The following is a 25,732-nucleotide window of genomic DNA, read 5'->3' on the forward strand; positions in this document are numbered from 1 at the left end:
AAGAAAAAGATGGATGATTAACGCACCACCCATTTTGATGCTACAAACATGTGTGGTGCATTCATCTGGCTTGAATCCTGCTAATTCTTTATTGGATTAGGACATAGCATACTTCGTTTTAGATAAATTTTCCAATTTAGATATCGTTTTCTTGGTAATAGGACTTTTTATTTTGCTTCAACACGGCAATGGAATAAATAAAAGATGTAATTAACATGATTATAGCGAGTGTAGCAATTGTAAGTCGTAGCGAAATTATATCTGCTGTAACGCCAATGATAAAAATGAACAATACTTGGTTAGCGCTTTGGATTAATTGGTAAATACTTGTCACTCTTCCCATGACTTCAACAGGGATATTATTTTGATAGAAAGTCATTATTCCTGCATTTAAGAATACCATAAAGAATCCTAAGATGGTAAAACCAACCACAATGGATGTGAAGGACCAGGAGAATGCATAAATGACATAACCGACGGTCATCATAATCAGGCCAAACACAATCATGTATCTTAATGAGATTTTGTTTGCAAAGATGGATAATAAAATTGCACCAGCAACGGAACCAATTCCAGTTATACTAATTAACATACTGTATTCAAATTCAGAAAGGCCTATTACTTGCTGGGTAAAAACTACTTCTTGAGTGTCCATAGCATAGGAGAAAATCATGATTATAATAAAACCAAGATAAATAAAGGATACATATTTATGGGTTGCTATAAATTTCTGGACGACTGTAAAGTCATGGATAACTTGAGATATGGTCAATGCTGGGATCGTATCTTTATTAATGTTCTCTTTTTCTGGCAAAACGAATAGTAAAGACGTTGCGATTAAGAAAAATACCGCGTTGATCCATAATGTTATCTCAACAGAAGTTAATAAAATAAGTGATCCTCCGATAGCCGGACCAATAATGAATGCACCAGAGCTTGCAAATGAGCGAAAAGAGTTGAATCGTTTTCTTTTTTCTTTCGGAACAAGGATAGTAACATAAGTCGTTGATGATGGATGAAAAAAAGCATTTGCAATACTTAGAACAACGAGAATAGCGTAAATTATAACCATGTTTGGTGCCAATGGGATAAAGCAGATAAACACAGCGCGAATGATGTAAGTTACGATCATCACTTTTCTCTTGCTCCGATAATCAATGAAGCTTCCTGTCCAAAACTTCGTAATTATGTTCACTAATGGCCCAATAATCCAAAGTCCTGCAACAGCTGCTGCAGAGCCTGTCAACTGATATACAATAATATTAATGGCAACTAAGTAAATGAAATCCCCGATGCTTGAAATGCCAATGGAGAACAATAATAATATCGGATTTTTCCAACTATTCATTTTGTATTCACCCTAATTTTTAATGTTTTATGAAGCTTGCTTCGATAAATAAATAACAGGCTTATGTAAAAAAAGGATTCTTTTATCTTGGTAAAGCACTTCGTTTTTTTTACGCCACTTAGCTATTAGTTTGTTTTATTAGATGCTGTAAGACTCTCCGCTTTAGGAGTTGGATAATCTGTACTTCAATAAGTCGAAGTGGGAGATAATAGGACCTAATGCCCTATTTCGTAAGCGACCTTTAGTCATACCAATACGGTATTAACAAGCCTTGGGATATGAATGGAAATTCCTACTCATGAGAAGATTCACTTTATTACAAGTTTATTACCCCAACGAATTAAATATCATTTTTTATAAGTTATTTGGCTTTTCTACATTATATTGATAAAGCTTGTAGCTAAAGTTACTTTTTCTTGTAAGATAAGGAAGCATAAAATGGGGTGCTTGGGGATACCAAAATAACCGAATAGCTACTTCCGGCGCATGAGCCCAGCAACGATGCGACTTTAGAAATGTGCCCTACGATAAGGCATCATCGGCTCGTTACCTCACCGAGATTCCTAAAACTTTAGTTGCTTCGTTCCATTCGCTTTCGTTGCTAAACGGGGCGCTTGCGCCTTTGTTCCCAACTTTTCCTAGCGCAAGAATGAAAATCATACCAATCATGGAAGCTGTACCCCACCCATTGAAGTAGTCCAAAAGGTTCCTTTAGCCAATAAACTGTCGTTAAAACAGCTGCCAGTGGTTCTAGACTACCTAATAAACTCGTTTTCTTCGGGGAAAGACTTTGTAAACTCTTCATATAAAACCAAAAGGCAAGTATGGTTCCAAATAGGATGACAAAAATGATATAGACATATGCTTCTAAGTCTAAAGAAGAACATGAATCTTCCATGGTGGATGAATAAAACTTAAAAACTCCGCCAATGACCATAGCCCATCCTACAACAACAAGTGATTCGTATTGCTTTAACAGTGGAACTGCGTATAACGTATAGAAGGCTAAGGCAACCCCTGATAACACACCTCACACCATAGCAGGGACGGGTACAGATAGCTCGGACAAGTTACCATTTGTATGCAAGAAATAACAACCTATTAAAGCAAGGGCGACAGTTAGGATATCTTGCTTTGTTAGGGTGGTTTGTTTTCTAATCAGGAGGTAGATAATAATCATAACTGGTGCCAAATACTGCAGTAGTGTTGCCACAGTTGCATTGCCGTAATGAATGGAGACCATATATGTATACTGGAAAGCTAACATTCCGAATAAGCCAAAGATAAGTAAAGAAATGGCGACTTGTTTATTTTTCCATACCGATATTATTTGTGTTCGATCTTTAGAAAAAATTGTATGAGTATTGTGAAATAGTTCCACCGATCCCCCAGCACGTTGCGCCAATAATAACTAAAAATAATCCAGTAATTCTGCTTGAATTTTGCATGGTAATGATCCACCATTGTTGTTGTTTCCAATCTATTATAATCGGGTTTGTATCAAAACACTAGATCTAAGAAAAATCTATGTAAGGAAAAGATGTTTGAAACAGAATGATGCTGGGAAAAAACAAATAAACCGCTAGTAAAAGGAGCTGAAAAAACATGATTAAAATAACCCCAGCACCATTTGACAATGCTCTTGAAATTGAAATACAAGGGAAAGCAGAAAAGGAGGATTTGCATCATTTCGAGGAATTCTTCATGATGAAAAAACAGGAGCATAGTAAAGTGAATATTCTTTTATCCATTGAAAATATGAAAGGGATGACTTTAAAAGGCGTCCTAGAAGATTTGAAAATGACACAGCATTTAAAAGATATCCATAAAATGGCTATTGTTAGTGACAAGAAATGGGCTGAAATGGGGGTGAAACTCGAAGGGCTCCTACCTGAAACGGAGCTCGAGCATTTTGCCCCTGAAGATAAATCTCAAGCACGACGCTGGCTAGGAACATGATCTTTATAGTAAGAAGCAGGTCATTCTCATAACGATTATTTAGATCCTATTTTGCCTAAGGCAGGATAGGATCTTTTCCTATTTTAGTTGCAACAGCTAGGGTGTCTATGTTTGAGTAATTGACGGATTTTTTACATGTTTGTGGATGAGCTCTTCCTTTTGTTTTTTTATGGTATGATATCAAATGGAAGATAGACACGAACAAATATAAGTATCTCACATCTATGGATGTTACCGATCATTGCGGTTTGTCTTTCCTTGTCTTGATAAATGATTTTGGGGTGGCATAAACTCCTTCGTTTTGAAACTAATCCAATTAGGCTAGACTTGTAAGTACAAGATCGGATGTTAGCTGTTATCTCAAGGAGAAATTCTCTTCTTGCATAAGTGTCGCTTTATATAAATATAAATTGAGGATGGTTGTGAATGATTGAACTTATAGCTACAGCAGAATCAATAAACCAAGCAAGATTACTAATAGATGCAGATGTTGATACACTTTATATTGGAGAAGCTACTTTTGGTCTTCGTTTACCTGCAAATTTCTCCCCGGAAGAAATAAAAGAAATATGCCACATCGCACATGCAGAACATAAAAATGTCTGTGTTGCTATGAACGCCATTATTCATAATGACAGGATAAAATTAATACCTCGATATTTGGATTTCCTGCAAGAAGCTGGAGTTGATTACGTTACGATTGGTGATCCCGGGGTTATACATTTGTTAAACAAATACGAAGTTCCAATACCATACGTGTATGATCCACACACATTGGTTACAAGTGCAAAGCAGGTTAATTTTTGGGCGAAGCGAGGAGCTAAAGGAGCGGTATTAGCAAGGGAGTTAACGTATGAAGAATTAATTTCTATTTCACAGCATGCTGATGTACCTGTGGAAGTACTCGTGTACGGAGCCACTTGTATTCACCATTCAAAGCGCCCGCTAGTAACCAATTATTTCAGCTATACAAATGAGAAAAGCAAAAATCAAGAGCATTTATTTATATCCGAACCGAAAAAGCCAAAAACACATTATTCGATTTATGAAGATCTAAATGGAACGCATATTTTTGATACAAATGATATTAATTTGTTACCGCATTTGGAAAAGTTAGTGAATGCAGGTATTTCAAAATGGAAATTAGATGGAATCTATACACGTGGACAAGCATTTGTAGAGGTTGTAAAGCAATTTGTGCAGGCGAAACAGGCACTATTGGATAAAGATTGGTCTGAAGAGTTAAAAGAAAAATTAAATGAAAAAGTTCAAGAGCACCACCCTAGTGAACGAACTTTAGGAGAAGGGTTCTTTTTAAAAAATCCTAATGATGTTCAATGATATAGGAGATCTATGTCTAGTAAAATGGCGTATGGAATTAGTCGTCGACTTGTAAACGTAGAGAAGAGGTAACTTCAACGCTTTTTTGAACTGTATAAAACGTAACAGAAATGAAATGTGAAGAAAGGTTTGTGAATCATGAAAAAATGGAAGCAGAAACCAGAAGTTTTAGCACCCGCTGGTACATTAGAGAAGCTTAAAACAGCAATTCATTACGGTGCAGATGCTGTTTATATAGGAGGGAATGCATACGGATTACGAAGTCGAGCTGGTAATTTTACGTATGAGGAAATGCAAGAAGGTGTGACATTTGCAAAAGAGCATGGAGCCCATGTTTATGTAGCTGCAAATATGGTTGCCCATGAAGGAGATTTGCAAGGTGCGGGGGATTTCTTTCGGACGATAAGAGATATTGGGGTGCATGCAGTTATCGTCTCTGATCCTGCATTGATTGAAATTTGTCTGATGGAAGCTCCAGGTCTTCCTATTCATTTGTCAACACAGTCTTCGGCTACGAATTACGAAACTTTAAACTTTTGGAAAGAAGAAGGACTGGAACGTGTTGTGTTGGCGAGAGAAGTAAGTATGGATGAAATTAAAGAAATAAGAAATCATACAGATGTGGAAATTGAGGCATTTATTCATGGTGCAATGTGTATCTCTTATTCTGGTCGTTGTACGTTATCAAATCATATGTCGGCTCGAGACGCAAATCGCGGTGGTTGTTCACAATCTTGCCGGTGGAAGTACGATTTGTTTGAAATGGATCATAATGGCATGCGTCAGTCCTTTGCGGTTAATGAAACAGATGAACCTTTCTCGATGAGTGCTGTAGACATGTCTATGATCCATCATATTCCTGATTTTATAGAAAATGGGGTAGATAGTCTGAAAATAGAAGGTCGGATGAAGTCGATTCATTATGTTTCCACTGTGGCGAATGTTTACAGCGAAGCAGTTAATGCATATTGTAAAGATCTTGCCAATTTTACGTTTCAACAGAGTTGGGAAGATGAATTGTGGAAAGTGGCACAACGTGAACTGTCGACCGGTTTTTATTATGGAACACCGAAAGAACAACAGCAATTATTTGGAAAACGGAGGAAGATCCCGGTGTATAAATTTATCGGTCAAGTATTAGATTACAACGATTCTTCCCAAATAGCTACGGTACAACAGCGTAACAGTTTTGCCATAGGGGATGAAGTAGAGTTTTACGGTCCTGGCTTTACACATGTGTATCAAAAAATCACACAGATGTGGAACGAAGAGGGCAAGCCTATTGAACGAGCAGCTCATCCGATGATGAAAGTGCGCATACAAATGGAGGCACCTGTAAAGCCACTTGATATGATGAGAAAGGCAAGGTAGTTTTATTTATTGTATAGGAAAAATAAAATGGGGGCTTGTAGATAACGAAATGACCGACTAGCCACGTCCGGATTCATCGCCCAACAACGATGCGATGTCATCGTATGGTTAATTAAATCTGACACTAGCTCGGGCGTTCATACTTTACATTTTGCTACGTTAGTCTGGAGCTGATACATTTCTTAAGGCTTGCGGCTGAAAAAATAACCGCTGACGTTTATAAACATCTTCCAAGTGGTATTACACAAAAGTGAATTTCAAAATGCTTGGAGGTTGTTTATGTGGGTACAAAGAGAAAAGTTGGGCGACAGAAAAGGTTAATTGATTATTCGATTTTTGTACCGTCTCTTTTAATAATCGTTGCCATTAGCGTCCCTTTATCCATGTATGAAGATGAATCACTAGAAATACTGAATACCATGTTTAATAAATTAATCGGTGTGTTCAGCTGGGGGTATCTTTGGTACGCAATTATATTAATAGGAGCGGCAATTTACCTATCTTTTTCAAAGTACGGTAAAGTTGTTTTAGGTAACCCTGCTGAAAAGCCGCGATTCACATTATTTGAATATGCTTCCATCTTGGTTGCCATGGGATTGGGGTCAACAATTATGCGTACTGGAATGACCGAGTGGGCGAACGTAGCTGTGAATCCTCCATTTGGTGTGGATCCTCAATCTACAGAGGCCATTCTTTGGGGGAATTCTTATAGCATGTTTTTGTGGAGCTTTCAAACATTTGCGATTTTTGTAATGGCAGCTCCAGCGATGGGATATATCCTGCATGTCCGTAGAAGCCCCGTGATGCGAATATCAGAGGCATGCCGTGTCATTTTTGGAGATCGGTTTACGGATGGATTTGGCGGGAAAATGTTAGATGTTATTTTTCTTATTAGTATTTTAGCAGGAGCTGCTGTGACTCTTGGGTTGGGTGCACCAATTGTTACTTATAATTTAGCAGAACTGTTAAACATAGAAATCAATTTCACCTTAACTTTAATCGTTACGATTGTATGGGTGGCTTTATTTTCGATTAGCGCCTATTTAGGGATTGAAAGAGGGATTAAACGGTTAAGCACATTAAATATGTACCTTGCAGGTGCATTTGCATTAATCATTATGCTGATAGGACCAGGAGTTTTTATCCTCAATTACTTCACGGACAGTATGGGCTTTTTAATATCCAATTATGTAGATATATCGTTTCATACAAATGCTTTAAGCATTGATGGTTCCTCTCATATGGAGAGACAGACGATATTTTGGTTTGCTTATAATGCAACATGGGCTATGCTGCACAGTGTTTTTGCAGCAAAAATATCTTACGGCCGCACAATAAAGGAAATGATATTAACGTATTTAATGGCACCAACTTTTATCTCTTGGGTGGCAACTGGTGTACTTGGGGGATTAGGCGTGAACAGTTATCTGTCTGGAGATGTACCAGTATTGGATACAGTAGCGAATAGCGATGCCATGCAAGCTATTCCAGATATATTATCTTCATTGCCATTTTCAACCGTCGTGATCATTCTGTTTATTGTGATCGCGATGATTTTTCTAACTACTACGCTTGATTCTACTACTTACACGATTGCTTCTTATACGAGTACGGAAAATATGAGCAAAGTAGAGCCGTCTAAATATTTACGGATTATTGTTGCTACTGTTATTACTGTGCTCGCTTTAATTTTAATGCGAATAGGCGGTTTGCCACCTCTTGAAGTTGTATCTGGGATGATGGGTATACCGATTATTATCATTCAATTTTTTACGATATACGCTGTAATAAAGATGATTGATGAAGATAAAGCCTGGAAGACAAATGTTCGTGAAAAAGAATAAAACATTCTCATATTTCTTCTAAATCAAGCACCTTTAGCAACGGCACTAGAGGTGCTTGGACTTTGTTAAATATTCTTTAGTTTAGAGTATTATTATGCCTCTTTTTATTTACTTCCTTATCGTTATCCTCCATTTCAGTATTCATATCCTTTTTATACATATAAGGCATAACGTTTACAATAAAGATAAAAATAATCTGTACATACTTTCTAAAGATAATTTACTATTTTACAATTGTTTTTTTAACTATCTATAAAGATTATGAATTGTTAAAGAGACTTTTAATTCGTAAATTGCAAGTTGTGTTTGCAAATAAAAAATCAAACATTGCAATTTAAGCTGCAATGATTTGGTCTTGGTGCTTTATAAATGGACTTTATATAATAAAAATGAGGTGGAGATAGATGAACAATCGCGCGCGTGATCTTGTTTTATTATTTATCGAAAATGACCATTTTTTTACGGTTAATGAACTTACTCAACATTTTTCTGTGAGTCAACGTACGATTTATAATGACTTAATAGAAATAGATGAATTTTTAGATAAACACGATCTTCCCTCTTTACTACGTCAAAAAGGAAATGGTATAAAATTACAACTTCATAAACTGGAACAAAAAAAACTTAAGCTTTTGCTAGATAAAGAAGAGTTAGGATTTTATACACCTGAAGAACGAAGGGGAAATGCCTTACATTATTTATTAACACACCATGGGTATGTAACTATTGATCAAATTTCCAACTTTTTAAAAGTATCAAGAAACACGGTAATCAACGATATGAAACAATGGAGGCTTTGGTTACAAGAACAAGAATTATCCCTGGTGTCCTATCCCTATAAAGGTTTAAAAATAGAAGGCACAGAATTAGCGATTAGAAAAGCACTTCTAGCTGTTTATCGAGAAAATCGAAAGCGTATCCATATTACAAAAGCGGAACATTCTATATTAAATGAATTTTTGTCACTTCAAGAGATTGACTATCTTTCAAATATGATTAGAATGGCGGAAAATGAGCTTCAGATCACCATTTCTGATCATTCGTACTTTAGAGTTATTCTTCATCTTGGTTTGGCTATTACTCGAGTAAAACAGCAACGCGTGCTTAATAAGGAAGCGATTTCTACGCGGATTTTAGAAACTCGTGAGTATCAGGTAGCCTGTATAGTGAAAAAAGAAATTGATCGGGTTTTTGAAATTACATTCCCAGAAAATGAAGTTATGTATTTTGCTTCACAACTCGTGAGTAGTAGTCTCCAGGGGGGACATCAATACGGAACTATTAATGACCAATGGCTACCTTTACAAATGGTCACTCGTACTTTTATTGAAAAGCTTGAAACTGTATTTCACATGTCGCTAATGGAGGATGCACAGCTATTTAATGGATTGATGGGGCATTTGCGACCGGCAATTTATCGATTGAGAAATGGGACACCTATTGAAAATCCTGTATTAAATGCTATAAAAGAGAATTTTCAATATGTACATCATCAAGTAATGCAAGCGATTCCTATTATCGAGACGCAGCAAGGTGTGAAGTTTAATGAAGATGAAGTTTCCTTTATAACTATGTACGTTACTGCAGCTATAGAAAGGCAAAAGAAGAAAATTCGCAGAAAACCTGTTGTTATTATTGTTTGTGATACAGGGATGAGTACATCTCAAATGGTAGCTACACAGCTGAAAAATTTGTTTCATATTCGTGTAATAGGGGCATTTCCAGCTAGACAGGCTTCTGAAATTATTCAAGAAGAATTGATTGATTTAGTCGTAACCACAGTTCCAATAGAACTGCAAGGAACCAAAATAGTTAAGGTGAACCCTGTATTGTCTAAAACAGATATTCAAAAGCTAGCTTTGCTATTAGAAAAGTTTGAGGGGCAAGAGTTGCTTGTGTTGGATATACTGCAAATTATTGAGCCTTATTGTACCATTCATAATTCTCTGGCTCTTCAAAATAAGCTGCAGCATTACTTTCAACATGATGCAGCGAAAATGCCAAGTTTAGAGAGGAGGGAAAATCCTGTGTTAATTGAAGTGTTAAATGAAAATCTAATTAAAACACAATCAGAAGTACAAGACAGAGATAGTGCTGTAAAACTAAGCGGTGAGCTGCTCTTGAAAAATAATTTAATTGAACGAGATTATATTGAGGCAATGATTAATAATGTTCGTGAAAACGGCACATATATAGTAATTGCGCCTGGAATAGCTATGCCACATGCAAGACCAGAATATGGAGCAAAGAATATTGGTTTTAGTATTGTTACTTTGAAAGAGCCAATTGTTTTTGGTCATAGAACCAATGATCCAGTGAAAATCGTGATTGGCTTTTGTGCAATTGATCATGAAACTCATTTAACAGCTTTATCTGAGTTAGTAAGTGTTTTAAATCAAGAAGAGAAGTTAACGGCAATTGTAAAGGCTGAAACACCTAAAGAAATAATGGATGTTTTCCAGATGGAGGAAAAATAATGATTAAAATTGTTACAGTTTGTGGAGCAGGTGTAGGAAGTAGTATGATGTTACGAGTATATGCGCAGCAAGTTTTATCTGAGGAAGGAATACAAGCAACTGTGGAAGCATCAGATATTAGTTCAGTAAGCGCTGATGAATACGATATTGTGATAACCACATCTGATTTCGCTGATATTTTGCGTAATTCGAAAGCAAAGGTTGTAAGAATTGATAATATGATGGATAAAGAATTGCTTAGAACAGAATTAATGAAAGTAATGAATGAATGACATTTCTCCTTTTAAAGGGTTGCCCAATTGTATTATGTTGTTGTTTTGGGCAACCTGGAAATGTAACTATAGACTTTTGTAAATGTGCTGACGCGTTTAATAGGACTAAGTAGTAATACGATATGTCTATATAATGCCTGCATGGATCTATAGATTTTATAAATTTTTGCAAGTGATTTTTCCAATGATAAGGGTGTATATTTAACCTTTCTACACTTAAAGTTAATTATTTCACAAATACAATCTAAGGAGAGACCAGCTTATGGATTTTATCATGTATTTAATTGACAATATATTCAGTCAGGCAGTCTTCGTAATTGGAATGGTTGTTTTAATAGGTTTATTGGCACAAAAGAAAAGCTTTGATAACATTGTGTCCAGCACAGCTAAAACGATGATCGGTTTCTTGTTGATTAACACAGGAGCACAATCGTTAGGCATATCCTTACTTCCTTTACAGCCAATGCTTAGTAAAGTATTTCATTTAAATGCTGAGGTGCCAACACTTGCTGAAGCTCAAATGGAAAGCTTTGTGGAGATTGGAACGGAAATGGCGCTTATTTTTGCGGTAGGATTTATTATTCACATTTTATTTGCGCGAATGACCCCATTTAAATATGTACACTTATCTGCCCATGTATCCTTTTTTTATGCAGGTTTAATTGCAGCACTGCTTAAATTTGGAACGGATATGGGATTTGTTCCACTTGTATTGACCGGTTCACTTATTCTTGGATTTTATTTAACGTTTACTTGTTCTTATGTAGCTCCGCTTATGAAAAATGTTAAAGGCGGAGAAGGATTTACATTGGGACATTCCAGTTCAAGTGGCGTTTGGATTGCAGCAAAGCTTGGAGGATTGTTCGGCAATCAAAAACGTGATTTGGAAGATATCAAAATCCCAAGAACCTTTAACTTTCTACGCGAAATGACCATAGCACTTACAGTTATTATGTTCCTACTGTTTTTAGTTGTATCCGTTATCTCTGGTCCAACTTGGGTGCAAGAAAACATCAGTGATGGAAGAGACGTTCTTTCATTTTCATTATTAAATGGATTACAATTTGGTTTGTGGATTACCGTGATTTTATCTGGGGTAAGGATGTTATTAGCTGAAATTATTCCTGCATTTCATGGGATTGCCGATAAACTTATTCCGAATGCGAAGCCCGGCTTGGATGTTCCGCTTTTATTCCCGAACTATCCAACATCTGTTATAGTAGGTTTTTTAACTAGCTTAATTGCTGGATTTGTTGGAATGATCATTTTAGCTTTTATCAACTATCCAATTGCTGTTTTTCCAGCACTTATTCCAACATTTTTCACAGGTGCTGCTACTGCAATATTTGGAAACTCAACAGGAGGAGTAAGAGGAGCATTGATTGGTTCATTTGCCAATGGTTTGATTCTGATTCTTGGACAAGCATTCCTCCTTCCACAAGTAGGATCTTATGCTTCTATTATGCGCATACTTAGCGAAACCGACTACGCTTTGTATGGACCACTTCTAGGTTTGTTACTTAAATTGATTGGAGGATAATCGAGCATGAAACAACTGGCTCTTTACTTGCCATGCTGCTATCCAAACGAAACGCAGTTTTTTAACGTATTGGATCTGATGGAAAAATATAATGTTGATATATTAGAACTAGGTATCCCAGCGTTCAATCCTCACATGGACGGAAAGATTATCAAAACTAGCCATAAACAAGTTCTGGACCAAGGATTTAACAAAACATATTTCAAACGAATAGTAACAAAAATAAAGGAAAATTATTCTTTTAAAATAGTGTTAATGACTTATAAAGAGGGTATTGAAGCTTATGATTTGTTAACTTTAGGCAGGGATTTGGTCGACGGTTTGCTATGTGTTGATAAAACTATAAAAATAGTAGACTTTCATTCTCCGATACAACTTTATAATGAAGAGATGTCTGACGAAATGTTACAACAACAATTGAATCATAATCGTCTATTTGCTTATTGTATGAGTGGAGTTGGTAAAACAGGGAGCTTTGATCATGTTCCCATTAATTATATAGATACAATGAAACGTATAAAAAAGCTTAGCCAAATCCCGGTTTTTATTGGATTTGGTATCAAAGATAAAACTGACGTTGAAAGTGTGTATGCAAATGGGGCAGATGGTGCAATTATTGGTTCTTATTTTGTGAACGTAGTTTTAACATCTACACCAGAACAGATAGAAAATTATATCAAAGAATTAAAAGCTATTTAATGTAATACATGGTTATTTTCAGCTTGTAAAAAGTCTGTTGACTTTTTACAAGCTTTTTGGGTGCGCCCGGCATAGGTTATAACTCGGTGGTGAAAGTCCACTACAGGTTTGGCAGTAGGAACTGTTAGCTAAGGGCAAGGGGGTCTATCGTGTGGTGGAATCTGAAGGAAGTCGGAGCAAAATCCCGAACTGACGGAAAGAAACTGTATATAAGACCGAATTGGAACGGATGAGTTTGCCAAACAAGACAAAGTCGGATACTGCCACAGTTCCATACAGTAAATACAGCAGTTACATAGGAAGAAGGTTATAGCCCTTATCTGGGGAGATCTTACGAGGGTTACTCAATTAACAATCAAATTAGTGATAGTTTGATGAATCGTAAGAAGTCAGCAGAAGCCATATTAGTTTCCAATGGAAATGAAGGGCTGAACAATGTTCAATCTTGGAAAACAAGGAGGTGTAGACATCGCCGCCTAAACGCAGAAAACATCGTGGTATAGACCAAAATGAGGGCTACCTATGAAGAGATAAGTTGGAAACTGAAGGGTATATAGGAGTGCGTAGGGATGTCGACATGGATATGAAAGAACAAGATGGTATTACCGTATATCAACTTAAAACACGTATGAAAGCATACCCATCAACCACTCAAACAGAAATTAAGGGAAGGAACTTACCAACCTCAGCCAGTTAAAAGAGTTGCCAGCCAAAACCTGACGGTTCGAAAAAATATTTGGGAATACCTTGTGTATTGGATAGGGTTGTACAACAAGCCACCCTCCAAGTGCTTGAGCCTATAATAACCCTCCATTTTTCAGAAAGCAGTTTCGGCTTCCGAAATAGCAGAAACGCTCACCAAGCAATCAAACTAGCAGAACAATATTACCAAGAAGGATATCGAATTGCAGTGGACTGTGACTTAAAAAGCTGTTACCCCCCCTGCATAAGGAGAACTTCATTGAAGATAAAAAAGAAGGAAATATACTATTAAAGTGAAAGAAATAATAAAAGAACGAAGCGATTGTTTGTATCCGCTTTATGGGATTGTTAAAGTTATCCAGTAAATATGTTATGATAAAAATGGGAACAAAACGCTCATGAGGGGAGAAGTTATAAATGGCTGAAAATATTCTAGTAGCTTATGATGGATCGGAATTAAGTAGAAAAGCAGTTGAAGAAGCAAAAAAGCAGGCTAAACTTGTAAAGGATGCTGTAGTATATGCTGTGACTGTTATTACACATGCTGGACCAACTGCCAATGCTGCACTTGCACGCAGTTTTATGGGGGATATGGCAGAGGAAATACGTCCATCAATGGAACGTATTCGTGAAGAATTTGAAGCAGAAGGAATTAACTGCAAGGCAGAGGTGCTGTTGGATTATTCTTTTCGTAATCCAAGTTCTCAGATTGTAGAGTATGCCAAGGAAAATCAAATTGACCTTATCATTCTTGGTAGTCGCGGCCTTGGTGGAGTAGGAAGATTTTTGTTAGGAAGTGTTAGCAGCCAAATTGTACAACGTGCCGAATGTAAAGTGTTAGTAGTAAAATAAGACGAGGAAGAAATACAAGGATATCCCCCTGGTTTTTTCACGAACTAAATGACTTCTCAATATGCTGAATTCAAAGCAATCTTGATAAACAATATAATGCTAGAACTTCAGACATTATTAACAAACGTAGAGAAAAAATTCGTGCACGGATAATTTGCTTCGACGGAGATTGGTAACGTTATACCTGCTGAATAAAGCTTTTTTGCGCTGTATGTAAGCTAGTAAAATAGTTTTATTTAACATACAGCTCTTTTATTGTTCTAAAACAATCGCTTCAATTGATTTACAAGTAAAGCTGGAACCTGTAAACAAATCATTTATTACAACCTCATGTAAGGGAAGAGGGAAGTTCCTATTTCTAAAAATCAGTGCTAGGATAGAAATAGAGGATGGTTTTCTGAGGAAGGGATAAAGATGGTATTTGTCATTTGTGTTGTTATAGGGATAATAACTGCACTGGTAGGAGCTTTAATGGGGCTTGGGGGAGGAATTGTACTTATTCCCAGTTTGTTAGGTTTACATCAGTTTTCAGAGGCATTTGCATGGGCGACGCCACAGGCGGTTGTTGGTATTTCCCTTGTTGCGATGGTGTTCACAGCTTTATCATCATCTATTGCTTATGTAAAAACGAAACGGATTGATTATAAAGTAGGTTTATGGCTTATATCAGGGAGCATTCCTGGTAGTATTCTTGGGTCATGGCTCAACCAGTTTATGGATACAGAACCATTTTTACTTTATTTTGGTCTAGTAATGATTGGTGTATCTGGGTTGTTTTTTGCGAAACGAAAAACAACAGCAACTCGAGTTAAACCACAAAATAATCGCGTTCGTACCTTTGATATCGATGGAACAACATATCATTACAAATTTTCTCTCTGGATTGCAATCGTGCTATCTTTATCTGTAGGGTTGTTATCAGGTTTATTTGGTATTGGTGGTGGATCGATTATGGTTCCTGCTATGATTCTTATATTTGGTATACCCGCGCATGTGGCAACAGCGACATCCATGTTTATGATTTTATTTATAAGTCTAATTGGAGCGGGGACACATATTGTATTGGGACATCTAGAATGGATGTATGCGCTGTTTTTTATCCCGGGAGCCTGGATCGGTGGAAAATTAGGTGCTATGATCAATCACTGTTTATCTGGAAAAGCACTTGAATGGATTTTAAGAATCGTATTAATTATAATTGGTATTCGAATGATCTTTCAAGGGCTATCATAAGGAGTATTTTTTAAATGGAAGAACAAATCTATTTTTATTATACGAATGATTTACATAGTAATTTCGATAACTGGTCGCAAGTTTCGTACTTTTTAAAGCAGGCAAAACATCGCTGTCAAGCTGCGGGCAACTCCTGCTGGACAGTAGATATTGGCGATCATATAGATAGAGTACATCCAATAGCAGAGGCTTTTAAGGGGAAAGCAAATGTTGCTTTACTGAATGAAACTGGTTACGATATAGCTACCATTGGAAACAACGAAGGCATTACTATTTCCCATGATGAACTTGTTGCATTATATGAGGAGGCAAGATTTACAATAGTTTGCGCTAATTTGCATTCAAAGGAAGGCAAAGCCCCCGATTGGTTACAATCCTATACGTTCGTTAATTCAGAACACGGCGTTAAAATTGCCGTCGTGGGTCTTACGGCACCGTTTAATGCGTATTATGAGCTGCTTGGCTGGTATGCTTCTCCACCTTATGAGGAGTTGGAGAAGATGTTAGGTACTATTAAATGCCAAGCAGATATAATTATATTACTGTCTCACTTAGGATATAGTGAAGATTGTGAAATAGCTCGTCGCTTTCCTGATATTGATGTAATTATCGGCGGGCACACTCATCATTTGTTACGAAATGGCGAACATGTGAATCATACACTTTTGTCCGCTGCTGGAAAACATTGTCATTATATTGGAGAAGTAATCTTAACGTGGGATCATAACCAAGGCAGATTAAAACAAAAGCAAGCATATGCTACTAATATTACGCATCTGCCAAAGGATTTGGATACAGAGAAGTTGCTTACAGCTTATCAAAAACGTGCTGAACGTATATTGGCTAAGCCCGTTGCACAATTATCCTCACCTTTAGAAGTTAATTGGCGTAAAGTGACCCCTATTTTACAAGCTTTAACAGATGCACTCAAGCGACAAACAAATGCTGACTGTGCGATGTTAAATGCAGGGGTGTTGTTGGAAAGCTTACCTGAAGGAACAGTTACATACGGTGATATTCATCGTATTTGTCCACATCCAATTAATACGTGTGTTGTAGAATTAACAGGTAGTGAGTTGTTAGAAGCTATTCGTTCTTCGTTAACAGAGGAATTTATCGAGTTTGAGTTGAAGGGCTTTGGATTTCGGGGGAAAATGATGGGTAGAATGGCTTTTTCTGGGTTAACACTGCAAATGGAAGAATTAAAAGACGAAGCTCTGTTTGTGAAACAAGCATTTCAAAATGACGGAAATCCTTTACAACCAGATCATATTTATACGCTAGCTACTGCTGATACTTTTACTTTTGGCAGATTAATCCCTGAGATTGCTCGCTCTGAGGTCAAAAACTATTATTTACCGGAATTTCTACGAGACATATTGGCACAAACTTTACAAAGCAGGTAAATAGTGAATGTAAATCCATTCCAAATGCATGAAGAGAAAGGAAATAACTAATTCAATGCGTAGCTTACGACGTAATGAAGCTCACAAAGAAAGTGAATACGTTAGTAAGATTAGTTAGGAGAATTTTCATTCTAATCCTCCCAGAGCAATCATAGACTTGCTTTGAGGGGGTTTTTTTATGAGAAAACGACCAGGACGTAGGATACGAACAGATTCTTCGATGAAAATAATCTTACTGATGACGACAGTTGCTTTTGTCATTTTGACCTCCTTTAGTATTTTAATTGTTGACAAAGGAATCACCCCTCCCTTAATGGATATAGCCAATCAAAAAACGAGAGAGTTTGCGACACGGACCATTAATGAAGCAGTGAAGTCAACAGAAAATATTAGCTTTGACGACTTAATGGAAGTAAGCTCAGAAAACAATGTATCTATTGTCGGTTGGAAATCAGCAGCAGTGAATCGGGCGCTTCGTGCGGCTACAAAACGAGCTGAATATTTTCTATATGGAATGAATAAAGGTGAGACATTAGATACAGATGACCCGGAAATGCCACCACAGGATTATGGGGATACGGCGGATGAATTGGCAGACAAAGATCCTACTGTAGTTGAAATTCCCATTGGTCAGGCTACAGGAAGCACTATTTTGGCAAATCTTGGTCCTAAAATTCCAGTCCATTTTGAAATTGTTGGCAGCATTCAATCAGATGTTGAATATATTATGAAAGACTTTGGAATCAATGCCGCACTGATTGAAATATATATACCGGTCACTGTAAATGCGCAAATTGTTGTCCCTTTTAGTACTGAATCTGCTGAAATTAGCACGAAAGTCTATGTAGATTCTCGTGTTATTATGGGAGATGTACCACAATTTTATGGAAGCGATGGTGAAAACACGCCAAATATTTCGATTCCTAAGGATGACTTGAATCAGAACAATTAATTTGCTATAATGATTTTTATAAATAGAATATTTCAACCTTATCAGATCGGTGAGGTAGAGGTGCAGTATATAAGAGTAGTCTGTTGGAGGATGACAACAATGAAAGCAGATGAAAGGATGTATTGCCGAAGCATAATAAGTGTCAAGCTTACTATCGCTGGTATGCTTTTGAATAAGAGGTATACTGTCATGCAGCGAGCAATATGCATGGAGAACTACTGATCGAAATGGAGGATAACGTATATTGCAAAGACAATGGTAGGTTATTTTCTATCATTGTCTTTTTCTATGTGAACGGATAATGCTTCGGTTCACTTATCCTATTTTCCATCAACAGTATGTTTCCTTGCTCGATTGCTACCAATTTATGTGGAGGTAACCGGAATGGAAGGAACAATTTTTTCACTTATTCCAGCTGTTTTAATGCTGGTGCTCGTCCTTTTAACGAGAAATGTCTTACTATCTTTAGGAACAGGAATTATAGTGGGAGCTCTCCTCATCCATGATTTCTCAATTTTAGATTCGTTTAAAGAAATCGGGATGCAGTTTTATACCCTGTTCGTATCTGATGGCACAATAAACACAGGGAATGTTCTATTACTGACGTTTTTACTGTTATTAGGGGTAATGACAGCTTTTCTACAGGCTTCTGGAGGGAGTAGAGCATTTGGCGATTGGATGATTAAAAAAGTAAAAACGCGTTCAGGAGCGCAAGCAATGAGTGCAGTGTTAGGATTAATAATTTTTATTGATGATTATTTTAACAGCTTAGCTGTTGGCCAAATTGCTCGCCCATTAACAGACCGCCACAAAATTTCCCGAGCTAAACTGGCTTATATTATAGATTCAACGTCTGCTCCAGTAACGGTAATTTCACCTATTTCCAGCTGGGGAGCTTATATTATCGGAATTATGGGCGGGTTGTTTGCTGCAAATGGAATTACAACATTAGAGCCATTAGAAGCTTTCATCAAAATGATCCCCTACAATTTATATGCCATCGCAGCAGTCATATCTGTTTTTTTAGTTGCTTATTTAAAAGCAGATATTGGTCCAATGCGAAAGCATGAAATACGAGCTATAAAGACCGGGGAGCTAATTGATCCAAAACAGGATAAAGTACCTGGGGATTTAAGCGATACATTCACACCACATCAGGGAGGTAAGATATACCATTTACTGGTGCCAATTGGAGTCCTTATTGTTGCTACAGTATCTTCTATGGTGATTACAGGAGTGATAGCGACAGAAGAAAATGTTAATATACTTACCATTTTTGCGAATACAAATGTAAATTTATCCTTATTTGCTGGTGGGATTATAGCGGTATTAACCTCATACTTGTTTCACATGGGTCAACGAAAACCGAGAAATTCCAGTTTGAAAATTGTTTTTGAAGGTGCAAAGACGATGATGCCAGCCATTTACATTTTGTTGTTAGCTTGGATGATTGGTTCTATTATTGGCGTATTGGAAACAGGAGAATATTTAGCTGGTATTGTAAATGATTTGTCGCTAAATCCTGCTTTTCTGCCATTTTTGTTCTTTATTATTGCTGGTTTTATGGCGCTTGCAACGGGAACATCATGGGGAACATTTGGAATTATGTTACCAATTGCAGCAGAAGTAACCACGATTACGGATATGGAAATGTTGATTCCGTCTATGGCAGCGGTATTAGCTGGAGCTGTTTTCGGTGATCATTGTACCCCGATATCCGATACAACCATTTTATCAGCTACCGGAGCAGGGGCAAATCATATTGATCACGTCATGACCCAGCTTCCATACGCATTTATTTCTGCATTTGCTGCTTCCATTGGATACATTCTAGTTGGGTTTACAAATCAAGTAATTTTACCATTGGCTGTATCTTTGTCCATCGTTATCGCATTTACTACCATTATTCATTTTATGAAAAACACAAGGACAGAAGAATAAGTAAGGAGTACCCAAAGATGCTGGGGAAATACGATAGAGCAATGATAAATGTTTAAAAGGAAGAGGAAAAAAACAGTTAAATCATGAAATAGATGAGACGGGGTGGAAGAATCGGAGATCCGGAGATTGCTGAATAAAAAGTTGTAAGTATTCACTTTCGATGATGAAAATATTAAATGACATTTAATGTAACGTTAAAAGTCAGAACTACAAATGGGAGGAAAAATATAACAGCTATTAGCGTTTTAAAGGCCATAAGAAAACGCAGAGGGTTTATTCCTCTGCGTTTTACCTTTTTTATAAGTTAAGAAAGCATAAAATTAATGGCTTATGTATAACAAAATAACTGAATAAGTCACGTCCGGCTCCAGCAACCAGCAACTAGGCGACTTCATGAATCGCACCCCCGTCAACAGAACTAAAACGGCAGGCTTTGAAAAGCGAAATGATTATAACGAATGCCGATAAAGATCCCGCAGATAGTAAGGTTATCATTTTTCGCCAATTTATCTCTTTTGGAGGTTTTACAGCCTCTCGGGAAACCGCAATCCATATCATAAAAGAAACTATGGCAAGTATTGCAATAATATCTTTCGCCATATTTTATACCCCATTGATTTATATTTTGTTTAATTTTTAACACGTATTATTCCGTTCGATCTTACTTCTGCGTCTATTTATTTTAAATGACATAAAATTTTACCCTTTAAATAATTATTGTATCACAATAATTATCTTACTCAAAAATAACAAAACACAAAAAACATCCATAATTTTCAAAGTTAGTCATTACAAATAAATAATGTCATTTCAGTCAGTATCTGTAATTCCTAACTGTTGAGCAGGGGTTAGGCTTTTCTATCAGCCATAGTTACCACCAGCAAACAAAAATAATCGTAGGTTCGTAAAATAGTGAAAGCATGTGGAGCATATTTCGGATTAAAGTCCGCGTAAATATAGCTGTTACCATCACTTCTGGATAATACGATAAAATTGCTACTTAGAAGGGAATTAAATATTTATGTCTAGAAAAGGATACTACTGAATAAAAACAATTGGTATTAGATGGATATGAAAATAAAGAATATAGCTTTAGATGTATTCATAAACGTACGCGTACATCACACGACTCTTATGAATTGGAAGGAAATCGTAAACAAATATGAAGGGAAGGTTTCATAAGAACCTCTTCTAATGAAGCCTATAAAGGAAATAAAGGCTGGAGATAGCATATGTGCTTAATATATCGGACTTTTACTTATATGTGTGTAAAAAATAAAAGTTTTGGCTAAAAATAATGAAAATAAAAGTACTGCTTTTGGTAAGCTCTATTCGTTTATCATTATTCTCTACTTAGATTTTGATAGAATGAAAAGGTTAGCGAACGAGAATGCGGTTGTTTAGAAGGGATATATGACACGAAGTTACACCATAGATAATGTAATGAAAATATTTTTTGACATATGCATCAAGTACCGTTATAATACAAACATAAATATCTGAAAAAACCAAACTTTTGGAACATTCCTTATTACTGGCTGATAGGATGAGGAAGAAAGGAGGAGGAAAATATGGCATTACGTTCTCAATGGGGAACAAGAGCAGGTTTTATTATGGCTGCAATTGGTTCTGCTGTTGGATTAGGCAATATTTGGCGTTTTCCAGCTGTAGCATATGAAAATGGTGGTGGAGCGTTCTTTATTCCTTATCTTTTTGCATTGCTAACAGCAGGTATTCCCATTCTGATTATGGAATTTACTATGGGGCATAAATACCGGGGGTCCGCACCTCTAACGTATCGAAAAATGAACAAAAAAACCGAATTCATTGGCTGGTGGGCTGTTCTCGTAGCATTTGTTATTTCTACCTATTATTCTGTCATTATTGCTTGGGCAATAGCTTATGCATATTTTTCCATTAACTTGGCCTGGGGATCTAATACGGAAACATTTTTGTTTAACGATTATTTAAAAATGGTTGATCCTGGTCAGATGGGCAACTTGGTTCCTGGAGTTCTCATACCACTGATTTTAGTCTGGTTTGTCGTCTTATTTATTTTATTCCGAGGTGTGAGGAAGGGAATTGAAATTGCTAATCGCATTTTTATTCCAGCATTAGCTATTATCTTTCTAATTATTGTTATTCGTGCTGTAACATTAGATGGAGCTATCCAAGGGTTACAAGCCTTTTTTGAACCGGATTTTAGCAGTATCTTTTCTGGCGAAGTATGGGTGGCTGCCTATGGGCAAATATTTTTTAGTTTATCAATTGCATTTGGGATTATGATTACGTATTCTAGCTATTTATCGGAAAAATCAGATATTACAAACAATGCCTTTATTACTGGATTTGCGAATTCCAGTTTTGAATTACTTGCTGGTATAGGGGTCTTTTCTGTGCTTGGTTTTATGGCTACGCAATCAGGCGTAGCAGTAGATGAAGTTGTTTCTGATGGCGTAGGTTTGGCTTTTGTTGTATTTCCTGCGATTATTAATGAATTTCCTGGCTTAAATGGTCTATTTGGTTTCCTGTTCTTCGCATCATTAGTTTTAGCAGGTTTAACCTCATTAATGTCGCTTACGGAAACGTACGTTGCTGGACTCTCCGATAAATTTAACATTTCGCGCGGGAAAGCGGTTGTATTTGGCGGCGGGTTAGCTGCAGTTATCTCGCTTATTTACGCAACACAAGGCGGTTTGTCTATCTTAGATACGGTTGATTATTTTATTAATCAGTTTGGAGTTGCATTACTAGGTTTAGTCGAAGTTGCCTTGATTGCTTGGGTGCTTCGTCAAGTTAAAAATTTAAAAAGTCACGCAGATGAAATATCCGATATTAAGCTTGGCTGGTGGTTCCCAGTAAGTTTAAATGTAATTACACCACTAGTGTTAGGGTATATGATGTTTGACTTATTACGGTTAAATTTACTGAAATTATTTGACACGTCGACTGGAAATTATGCTGGCTATTCTGATACGTTTATCTTATTTTCTGGCTGGTCAGTTGCTGGTGCAGCACTTATAGTAGGTATCGTTATGGCTGCCACAAAATGGCGCTCTAAAGAAAAAGATAGCGGTTATTCTGATCAAAGGGAGGCTAAATAACATGACTGCAAGTGCTATCTTTGTAATGATTTTAGGCATGGTGCTTATTTGGGGAGGACTCACAGCAAGTATTACTTATGCCGTGAAAAAATCACGACAAAAATAAATGTTACCACAGCCCAAAGCAAACTGGCTTTGGGTTGTGGTAATTTTAATTCCACTATTAATTAATCTTTTTGCTTGGCCATTCGTTCCCATTTTTTTAAATAAGGATATGGATCAAAAGACCACTCGCTATATCCATTATCTTTATACATTCCATAGTGGAGATGTGGGGGGAATTTTCCTGATGTTCCAGGGGGGCCATAACCAGTCGAGCCCACTCCGCCAAGTACATCTCCCGGTTTCACTACTGTTCCTACTTCAATATCATCTTCATATCCACTCATATGCCCATAATAATGATAAATATTGTATATATCTCGTATTCCGATTCGCCAGCCGCCGTATAAATTCCACCCCATCATTTCAACTACACCATAGGTTGTCGACTTAACAGGAGTGCCATAATCGGCAAAAATATCGGTCCCTTCGTGAATTCGTAATCCGCCAAAGCCTCTGCGATCTCCCCAAGTGCTTCGGTAGCTATAGTTATAGGAAATAGATACAGGAAAATCTCGATCCAATAATTGAATGTCTTGGAATTTTTTGAAAACCTTAGCTGTGTTCATGATCGTTTGAACTGTTAAATCCCGATTGTAATAATTCCATAATGCGATTTTAATATCATCCTTTGTTTGTCCATATGTAAGGATATAGTTTCCCATCGTATATAGGATATCTTCAGCATTATTTGGGTCTGCTTTTTGATCCCCGTTGCCATCTTTTCCATAGCCATTAAAAAAATCAATTAACCGTTCATCCGTAATCATGGCTGCATTTCCAAGTCCAAACCAAGCTTCAGTAGGTATTTCAATGGAAACAACTTGTTTATCATTCGTGTTCTGTTTCGCATTTCGTTCATAATTGTCGATGGCTGCATAGTAGTACCAAGGTATTTGCGTGATTGCTTCTGTTTTTTTAAACAAGGCCATTCTTTTTTCATGTATAGAATCGTCACTAGCTTTAACCAATGTAGGAGCAGGCACAAGAAAAAGTGTACATACAAAAACTGTGATTGTAATAATACGTTTGACATGCAATTTGTTTCACCCTTTATTTTCCATTTCTGTACATTAACTTATTATTTGTTGTGTTTAACTTTTCCATATGTGCTTTTTAATATGCAAGGTAATGAATTAGTTCAAAATAAGAAGTAATTATTCGGTGTATATATAAGTTTTAAAGGAACAAAAAACAGGGAAAAGCCAATTTCAAAATAATAATCTGTTAAAAACAAGGACAAACGAAAAATTACGCTTGTCCTTCCATACGAGTTATTTTGATTCTTCCATTCGTTGAATGATTTTTTCAATTGTATGATCGTAGTCGCCCTCGGTAGTCGTCGAATTATGCAAGCTTTGGATATCATCAATAAGGTTCGTGTTATCGGTGGCATAGATATCAAAATAGCTAGGCATAATGGATGCGGCAGTCTTCTCTGCCATTTGGGTTGCTTTTTCTTTATCGGTATCGTTTGATTTCTCATAAGCAATCAGTACTTCTTCATCCGTAACCAATGTAGCCACTTCTTCGAAAGCGTCTGCCCTTAACATCGTTCGCGTAATCATATCTGCCATTCTTGTACGATCTATTCGCATAGAGCGTTGATCTTCGGTGTCATTATTAATTTGTTCTTTTGAATAACGAACATAGCCTAGTCTGTTATCCAATTCTTCATCAGCGGGAGCTTGTAATTCGTTATTTGGATCAAGTTGATTTTGAATACGGTCTCTTTCATTTGTAGCGGTATTGTTATCCATGCAACCGGTAGCTAAAAAGATTGCAGCAAAACCAATTGGAACTATCTTCTTCATTGGAATAATTCCCTCCATTCTATAACTGATTTCCTCATTCAAGGATTATCATTAGTTTGTTTACTCCATTAGAAAACATACTGTATTTTTCTGGAGCCTTTTGAGAAAAGGTGTTAAACTGAGAAGATAAAGTATCGTGGGGGGAACACGTATGATTGAACTTTTTGGAAAAATGTATGAACTGGTGGAAGATCATAAAGGTGGATTTCAGGAAAGTGTAGTAGAGGAAAGATATTCTGACATTCTAGCTAAGTATGATTATATTGTTGGTGATTGGGGATATGATCAATTACGGTTAAAGGGTTTTTATGATAATAAGCATGTGAAAGTTCCAGTCGATGCGAAAATTAACGCTTTAGAGGATTATTTATATGAATACTGTAATTTTGGTTGTGCTTATTTCGTATTAAGAAAATTGACTGCAAAAGAGCAGTAGCCAAGGTGCATTCTACTGCTCTTTTTCATCATGGATAATATGAGAACCCTCTATCCTTCTAGGAGCATCTTGATGTTGTTCACGGTCTGGATAAACAAAGGCGCTATCTCGGTGCTGCCCTTTTTCCCAAGGAGTGGATTTCCCTTCTACTGGTTTAGTCTCGTTTACCGGCGCCCCAAAAGCTCCCTCCGGAAATTCTTCAGGTATTAATCGATCATGCGAATGCTTCACATTTGAAAAATCACTATAGTCTTTCTTCTTCATGCTTCCTTTCACCCTCCTTATTGTAAGACAAGCGGTATACTATTAATGTATCCCATATTTACCGCTTTACGTTTA

General features: G+C 36.7%; 23 protein-coding genes, 1 pseudogene and 1 riboswitch. Of the genes and pseudogenes, 17 read left to right on the forward strand and 7 right to left on the reverse strand.

What is annotated here, in order from left to right; genetic code table 11:
• Nucleotides 1–136: 136 nt before the first annotated feature.
• The 3 genes from D1839_RS06995 to D1839_RS20310 all read right to left on the reverse strand — a co-directional run bounded on the left by D1839_RS06995 (nucleotide 137) and on the right by D1839_RS20310 (nucleotide 2,729).
• Nucleotides 137–1,348: an MFS transporter gene (locus D1839_RS06995; protein WP_120379194.1), complete on the reverse strand. Its 1,212-nt coding sequence runs from the start codon at nucleotides 1,346–1,348 to the stop codon at nucleotides 137–139.
• A gap of 601 nt (nucleotides 1,349–1,949) precedes the next feature.
• Nucleotides 1,950–2,375, reverse strand: a complete 426-nt coding sequence (locus D1839_RS21085; RefSeq protein WP_199690001.1) for a DMT family transporter — start codon at nucleotides 2,373–2,375, stop codon at nucleotides 1,950–1,952.
• Between the two features lie 3 nt (nucleotides 2,376–2,378).
• Complete coding sequence (locus D1839_RS20310) at nucleotides 2,379–2,729, reverse strand: EamA family transporter (RefSeq protein ID WP_199690002.1); 351 nt, start codon at nucleotides 2,727–2,729, stop codon at nucleotides 2,379–2,381.
• A gap of 224 nt (nucleotides 2,730–2,953) precedes the next feature.
• Here D1839_RS20310 and D1839_RS07005 point away from each other — a divergent pair, with 224 nt between their 5' ends.
• The 14 genes and pseudogenes from D1839_RS07005 (at nucleotide 2,954) to D1839_RS07070 (ending at nucleotide 19,937) form a co-directional block, all read left to right on the forward strand.
• Entirely contained in the window at nucleotides 2,954–3,307 is a 354-nt protein-coding gene (locus D1839_RS07005) for an STAS/SEC14 domain-containing protein (protein WP_120379195.1), read from the forward strand.
• A gap of 426 nt (nucleotides 3,308–3,733) precedes the next feature.
• Nucleotides 3,734–4,648 carry a peptidase U32 family protein gene (locus D1839_RS07010; RefSeq protein ID WP_120379196.1) on the forward strand — a complete coding sequence of 305 codons (915 nt, stop codon included), beginning with the start codon at nucleotides 3,734–3,736 and terminating at the stop codon, nucleotides 4,646–4,648.
• 138 nt (nucleotides 4,649–4,786) lie between these two features.
• Nucleotides 4,787–6,019, forward strand: coding sequence for a peptidase U32 family protein (locus D1839_RS07015; protein ID WP_120379197.1), 1,233 nt, complete (start codon nucleotides 4,787–4,789; stop codon nucleotides 6,017–6,019).
• 281 nt (nucleotides 6,020–6,300) lie between these two features.
• The gene (locus D1839_RS07020) at nucleotides 6,301–7,863 is read left to right on the forward strand and encodes a BCCT family transporter (RefSeq protein ID WP_120379198.1); all 1,563 of its coding nucleotides are present in this window, start codon (nucleotides 6,301–6,303) and stop codon (nucleotides 7,861–7,863) included.
• Nucleotides 7,864–8,267: 404 nt separating this feature from the next.
• Entirely contained in the window at nucleotides 8,268–10,340 is a 2,073-nt protein-coding gene (locus D1839_RS07025) for a BglG family transcription antiterminator (protein WP_120379199.1), read from the forward strand.
• Complete coding sequence (locus D1839_RS07030; RefSeq protein ID WP_120379200.1) at nucleotides 10,340–10,612, forward strand: PTS sugar transporter subunit IIB; 273 nt, start codon at nucleotides 10,340–10,342, stop codon at nucleotides 10,610–10,612. Before D1839_RS07025 ends, D1839_RS07030 begins: the two co-directional genes overlap by 1 nt.
• 262 nt (nucleotides 10,613–10,874) lie before the next feature.
• Complete coding sequence (locus D1839_RS07035) at nucleotides 10,875–12,152, forward strand: PTS ascorbate transporter subunit IIC (protein ID WP_120379201.1); 1,278 nt, start codon at nucleotides 10,875–10,877, stop codon at nucleotides 12,150–12,152.
• A gap of 6 nt (nucleotides 12,153–12,158) precedes the next feature.
• Entirely contained in the window at nucleotides 12,159–12,851 is a 693-nt protein-coding gene (locus D1839_RS07040; protein WP_120379202.1) for a tryptophan synthase subunit alpha, read from the forward strand.
• A 721-nt stretch (nucleotides 12,852–13,572) separates the two neighbouring features.
• A pseudogene (locus D1839_RS21300) lies at nucleotides 13,573–13,845 on the forward strand (reverse transcriptase domain-containing protein); the annotation flags it as partial.
• A gap of 125 nt (nucleotides 13,846–13,970) precedes the next feature.
• Nucleotides 13,971–14,405, forward strand: a complete 435-nt coding sequence (locus tag D1839_RS07050; RefSeq protein WP_120379203.1) for a universal stress protein — start codon at nucleotides 13,971–13,973, stop codon at nucleotides 14,403–14,405.
• Nucleotides 14,406–14,819: 414 nt separating this feature from the next.
• Entirely contained in the window at nucleotides 14,820–15,638 is an 819-nt protein-coding gene (locus D1839_RS07055; RefSeq protein ID WP_120379204.1) for a sulfite exporter TauE/SafE family protein, read from the forward strand.
• Nucleotides 15,639–15,652: 14 nt separating this feature from the next.
• Entirely contained in the window at nucleotides 15,653–17,044 is a 1,392-nt protein-coding gene (locus D1839_RS07060) for a bifunctional metallophosphatase/5'-nucleotidase (protein WP_120379205.1), read from the forward strand.
• A 178-nt stretch (nucleotides 17,045–17,222) separates the two neighbouring features.
• Nucleotides 17,223–17,996 carry a sporulation protein YunB gene (yunB, locus tag D1839_RS07065; protein ID WP_120379206.1) on the forward strand — a complete coding sequence of 258 codons (774 nt, stop codon included), beginning with the start codon at nucleotides 17,223–17,225 and terminating at the stop codon, nucleotides 17,994–17,996.
• Between the two features lie 47 nt (nucleotides 17,997–18,043).
• Nucleotides 18,044–18,222, forward strand: a riboswitch (Lysine riboswitch).
• Nucleotides 18,223–18,380: 158 nt separating this feature from the next.
• Nucleotides 18,381–19,937, forward strand: coding sequence for a Na+/H+ antiporter NhaC family protein (locus tag D1839_RS07070; protein ID WP_120379207.1), 1,557 nt, complete (start codon nucleotides 18,381–18,383; stop codon nucleotides 19,935–19,937).
• 381 nt (nucleotides 19,938–20,318) lie between these two features.
• On the opposite strand, the gene D1839_RS07075 is transcribed toward D1839_RS07070, so the two are convergent.
• Entirely contained in the window at nucleotides 20,319–20,537 is a 219-nt protein-coding gene (locus D1839_RS07075; RefSeq protein ID WP_120379208.1) for a hypothetical protein, read from the reverse strand.
• Nucleotides 20,538–21,508: 971 nt separating this feature from the next.
• Between D1839_RS07075 and D1839_RS07080 the strand changes: the two genes are divergently transcribed.
• Together D1839_RS07080 and D1839_RS07085 are read left to right on the forward strand one after the other, a co-directional pair.
• Complete coding sequence (locus D1839_RS07080; protein ID WP_120379209.1) at nucleotides 21,509–23,041, forward strand: sodium-dependent transporter; 1,533 nt, start codon at nucleotides 21,509–21,511, stop codon at nucleotides 23,039–23,041.
• 1 nt (nucleotide 23,042) lies between these two features.
• Nucleotides 23,043–23,147: a methionine/alanine import family NSS transporter small subunit gene (locus D1839_RS07085; RefSeq protein ID WP_120379210.1), complete on the forward strand. Its 105-nt coding sequence runs from the start codon at nucleotides 23,043–23,045 to the stop codon at nucleotides 23,145–23,147.
• A gap of 61 nt (nucleotides 23,148–23,208) precedes the next feature.
• Here D1839_RS07085 and D1839_RS07090 read toward each other — a convergent pair whose 3' ends face one another.
• Both D1839_RS07090 and D1839_RS07095 read right to left on the reverse strand, forming a co-directional pair.
• On the reverse strand, nucleotides 23,209–24,183 hold the full coding sequence (locus D1839_RS07090) for a M23 family metallopeptidase (protein WP_120379211.1): 975 nt from the start codon (nucleotides 24,181–24,183) through the stop codon (nucleotides 23,209–23,211).
• 234 nt (nucleotides 24,184–24,417) lie between these two features.
• Nucleotides 24,418–24,957 carry a YhcN/YlaJ family sporulation lipoprotein gene (locus D1839_RS07095; protein WP_120379212.1) on the reverse strand — a complete coding sequence of 180 codons (540 nt, stop codon included), beginning with the start codon at nucleotides 24,955–24,957 and terminating at the stop codon, nucleotides 24,418–24,420.
• 151 nt (nucleotides 24,958–25,108) lie between these two features.
• On the opposite strand from D1839_RS07095, the gene D1839_RS07100 reads away from it, so the two are divergent.
• Nucleotides 25,109–25,393: a YutD family protein gene (locus tag D1839_RS07100; RefSeq protein WP_120379213.1), complete on the forward strand. Its 285-nt coding sequence runs from the start codon at nucleotides 25,109–25,111 to the stop codon at nucleotides 25,391–25,393.
• A 12-nt stretch (nucleotides 25,394–25,405) separates the two neighbouring features.
• Here the strand turns inward: D1839_RS07100 and D1839_RS07105 are convergent, their stop codons facing one another.
• Nucleotides 25,406–25,657 (reverse strand): hypothetical protein, encoded by a 252-nt coding sequence (locus D1839_RS07105; RefSeq protein ID WP_120379214.1) that lies wholly within the window; start codon nucleotides 25,655–25,657, stop codon nucleotides 25,406–25,408.
• Between the last annotated feature and the right edge of the window lie 75 nt (nucleotides 25,658–25,732).

The organism is Roseburia sp. 1XD42-34, from assembly GCF_009917385.1.
GTDB lineage: Bacteria > Bacillota > Bacilli > Bacillales > Amphibacillaceae > Virgibacillus.

Excerpts from the sequence above, each read along its gene's own strand:
- D1839_RS07095 (WP_120379212.1), bottom strand. The coding sequence starts at position 24,957 with ATGAAGAAGATAGTTCCAATTGGTTTTGCTGCAATCTTTTTAGCTACC.
- D1839_RS07085 (WP_120379210.1), top strand. The coding sequence starts at position 23,043 with ATGACTGCAAGTGCTATCTTTGTAATGATTTTAGGCATGGTGCTTATT.
- D1839_RS07025 (WP_120379199.1), top strand. The coding sequence starts at position 8,268 with ATGAACAATCGCGCGCGTGATCTTGTTTTATTATTTATCGAAAATGAC.
- D1839_RS07075 (WP_120379208.1), bottom strand. The coding sequence starts at position 20,537 with ATGGCGAAAGATATTATTGCAATACTTGCCATAGTTTCTTTTATGATA.
- D1839_RS07050 (WP_120379203.1), top strand. The coding sequence starts at position 13,971 with ATGGCTGAAAATATTCTAGTAGCTTATGATGGATCGGAATTAAGTAGA.
- D1839_RS07105 (WP_120379214.1), bottom strand. The coding sequence starts at position 25,657 with ATGAAGAAGAAAGACTATAGTGATTTTTCAAATGTGAAGCATTCGCAT.
- D1839_RS07055 (WP_120379204.1), top strand. The coding sequence starts at position 14,820 with ATGGTATTTGTCATTTGTGTTGTTATAGGGATAATAACTGCACTGGTA.
- D1839_RS07070 (WP_120379207.1), top strand. The coding sequence starts at position 18,381 with ATGGAAGGAACAATTTTTTCACTTATTCCAGCTGTTTTAATGCTGGTG.
- D1839_RS07030 (WP_120379200.1), top strand. The coding sequence starts at position 10,340 with ATGATTAAAATTGTTACAGTTTGTGGAGCAGGTGTAGGAAGTAGTATG.
- D1839_RS06995 (WP_120379194.1), bottom strand. The coding sequence starts at position 1,348 with ATGAATAGTTGGAAAAATCCGATATTATTATTGTTCTCCATTGGCATT.
- D1839_RS07080 (WP_120379209.1), top strand. The coding sequence starts at position 21,509 with ATGGCATTACGTTCTCAATGGGGAACAAGAGCAGGTTTTATTATGGCT.
- D1839_RS07035 (WP_120379201.1), top strand. The coding sequence starts at position 10,875 with ATGGATTTTATCATGTATTTAATTGACAATATATTCAGTCAGGCAGTC.
- D1839_RS07005 (WP_120379195.1), top strand. The coding sequence starts at position 2,954 with ATGATTAAAATAACCCCAGCACCATTTGACAATGCTCTTGAAATTGAA.
- D1839_RS07010 (WP_120379196.1), top strand. The coding sequence starts at position 3,734 with ATGATTGAACTTATAGCTACAGCAGAATCAATAAACCAAGCAAGATTA.
- D1839_RS07040 (WP_120379202.1), top strand. The coding sequence starts at position 12,159 with ATGAAACAACTGGCTCTTTACTTGCCATGCTGCTATCCAAACGAAACG.
- D1839_RS07100 (WP_120379213.1), top strand. The coding sequence starts at position 25,109 with ATGATTGAACTTTTTGGAAAAATGTATGAACTGGTGGAAGATCATAAA.
- D1839_RS07015 (WP_120379197.1), top strand. The coding sequence starts at position 4,787 with ATGAAAAAATGGAAGCAGAAACCAGAAGTTTTAGCACCCGCTGGTACA.
- yunB (WP_120379206.1), top strand. The coding sequence starts at position 17,223 with ATGAGAAAACGACCAGGACGTAGGATACGAACAGATTCTTCGATGAAA.
- D1839_RS07060 (WP_120379205.1), top strand. The coding sequence starts at position 15,653 with ATGGAAGAACAAATCTATTTTTATTATACGAATGATTTACATAGTAAT.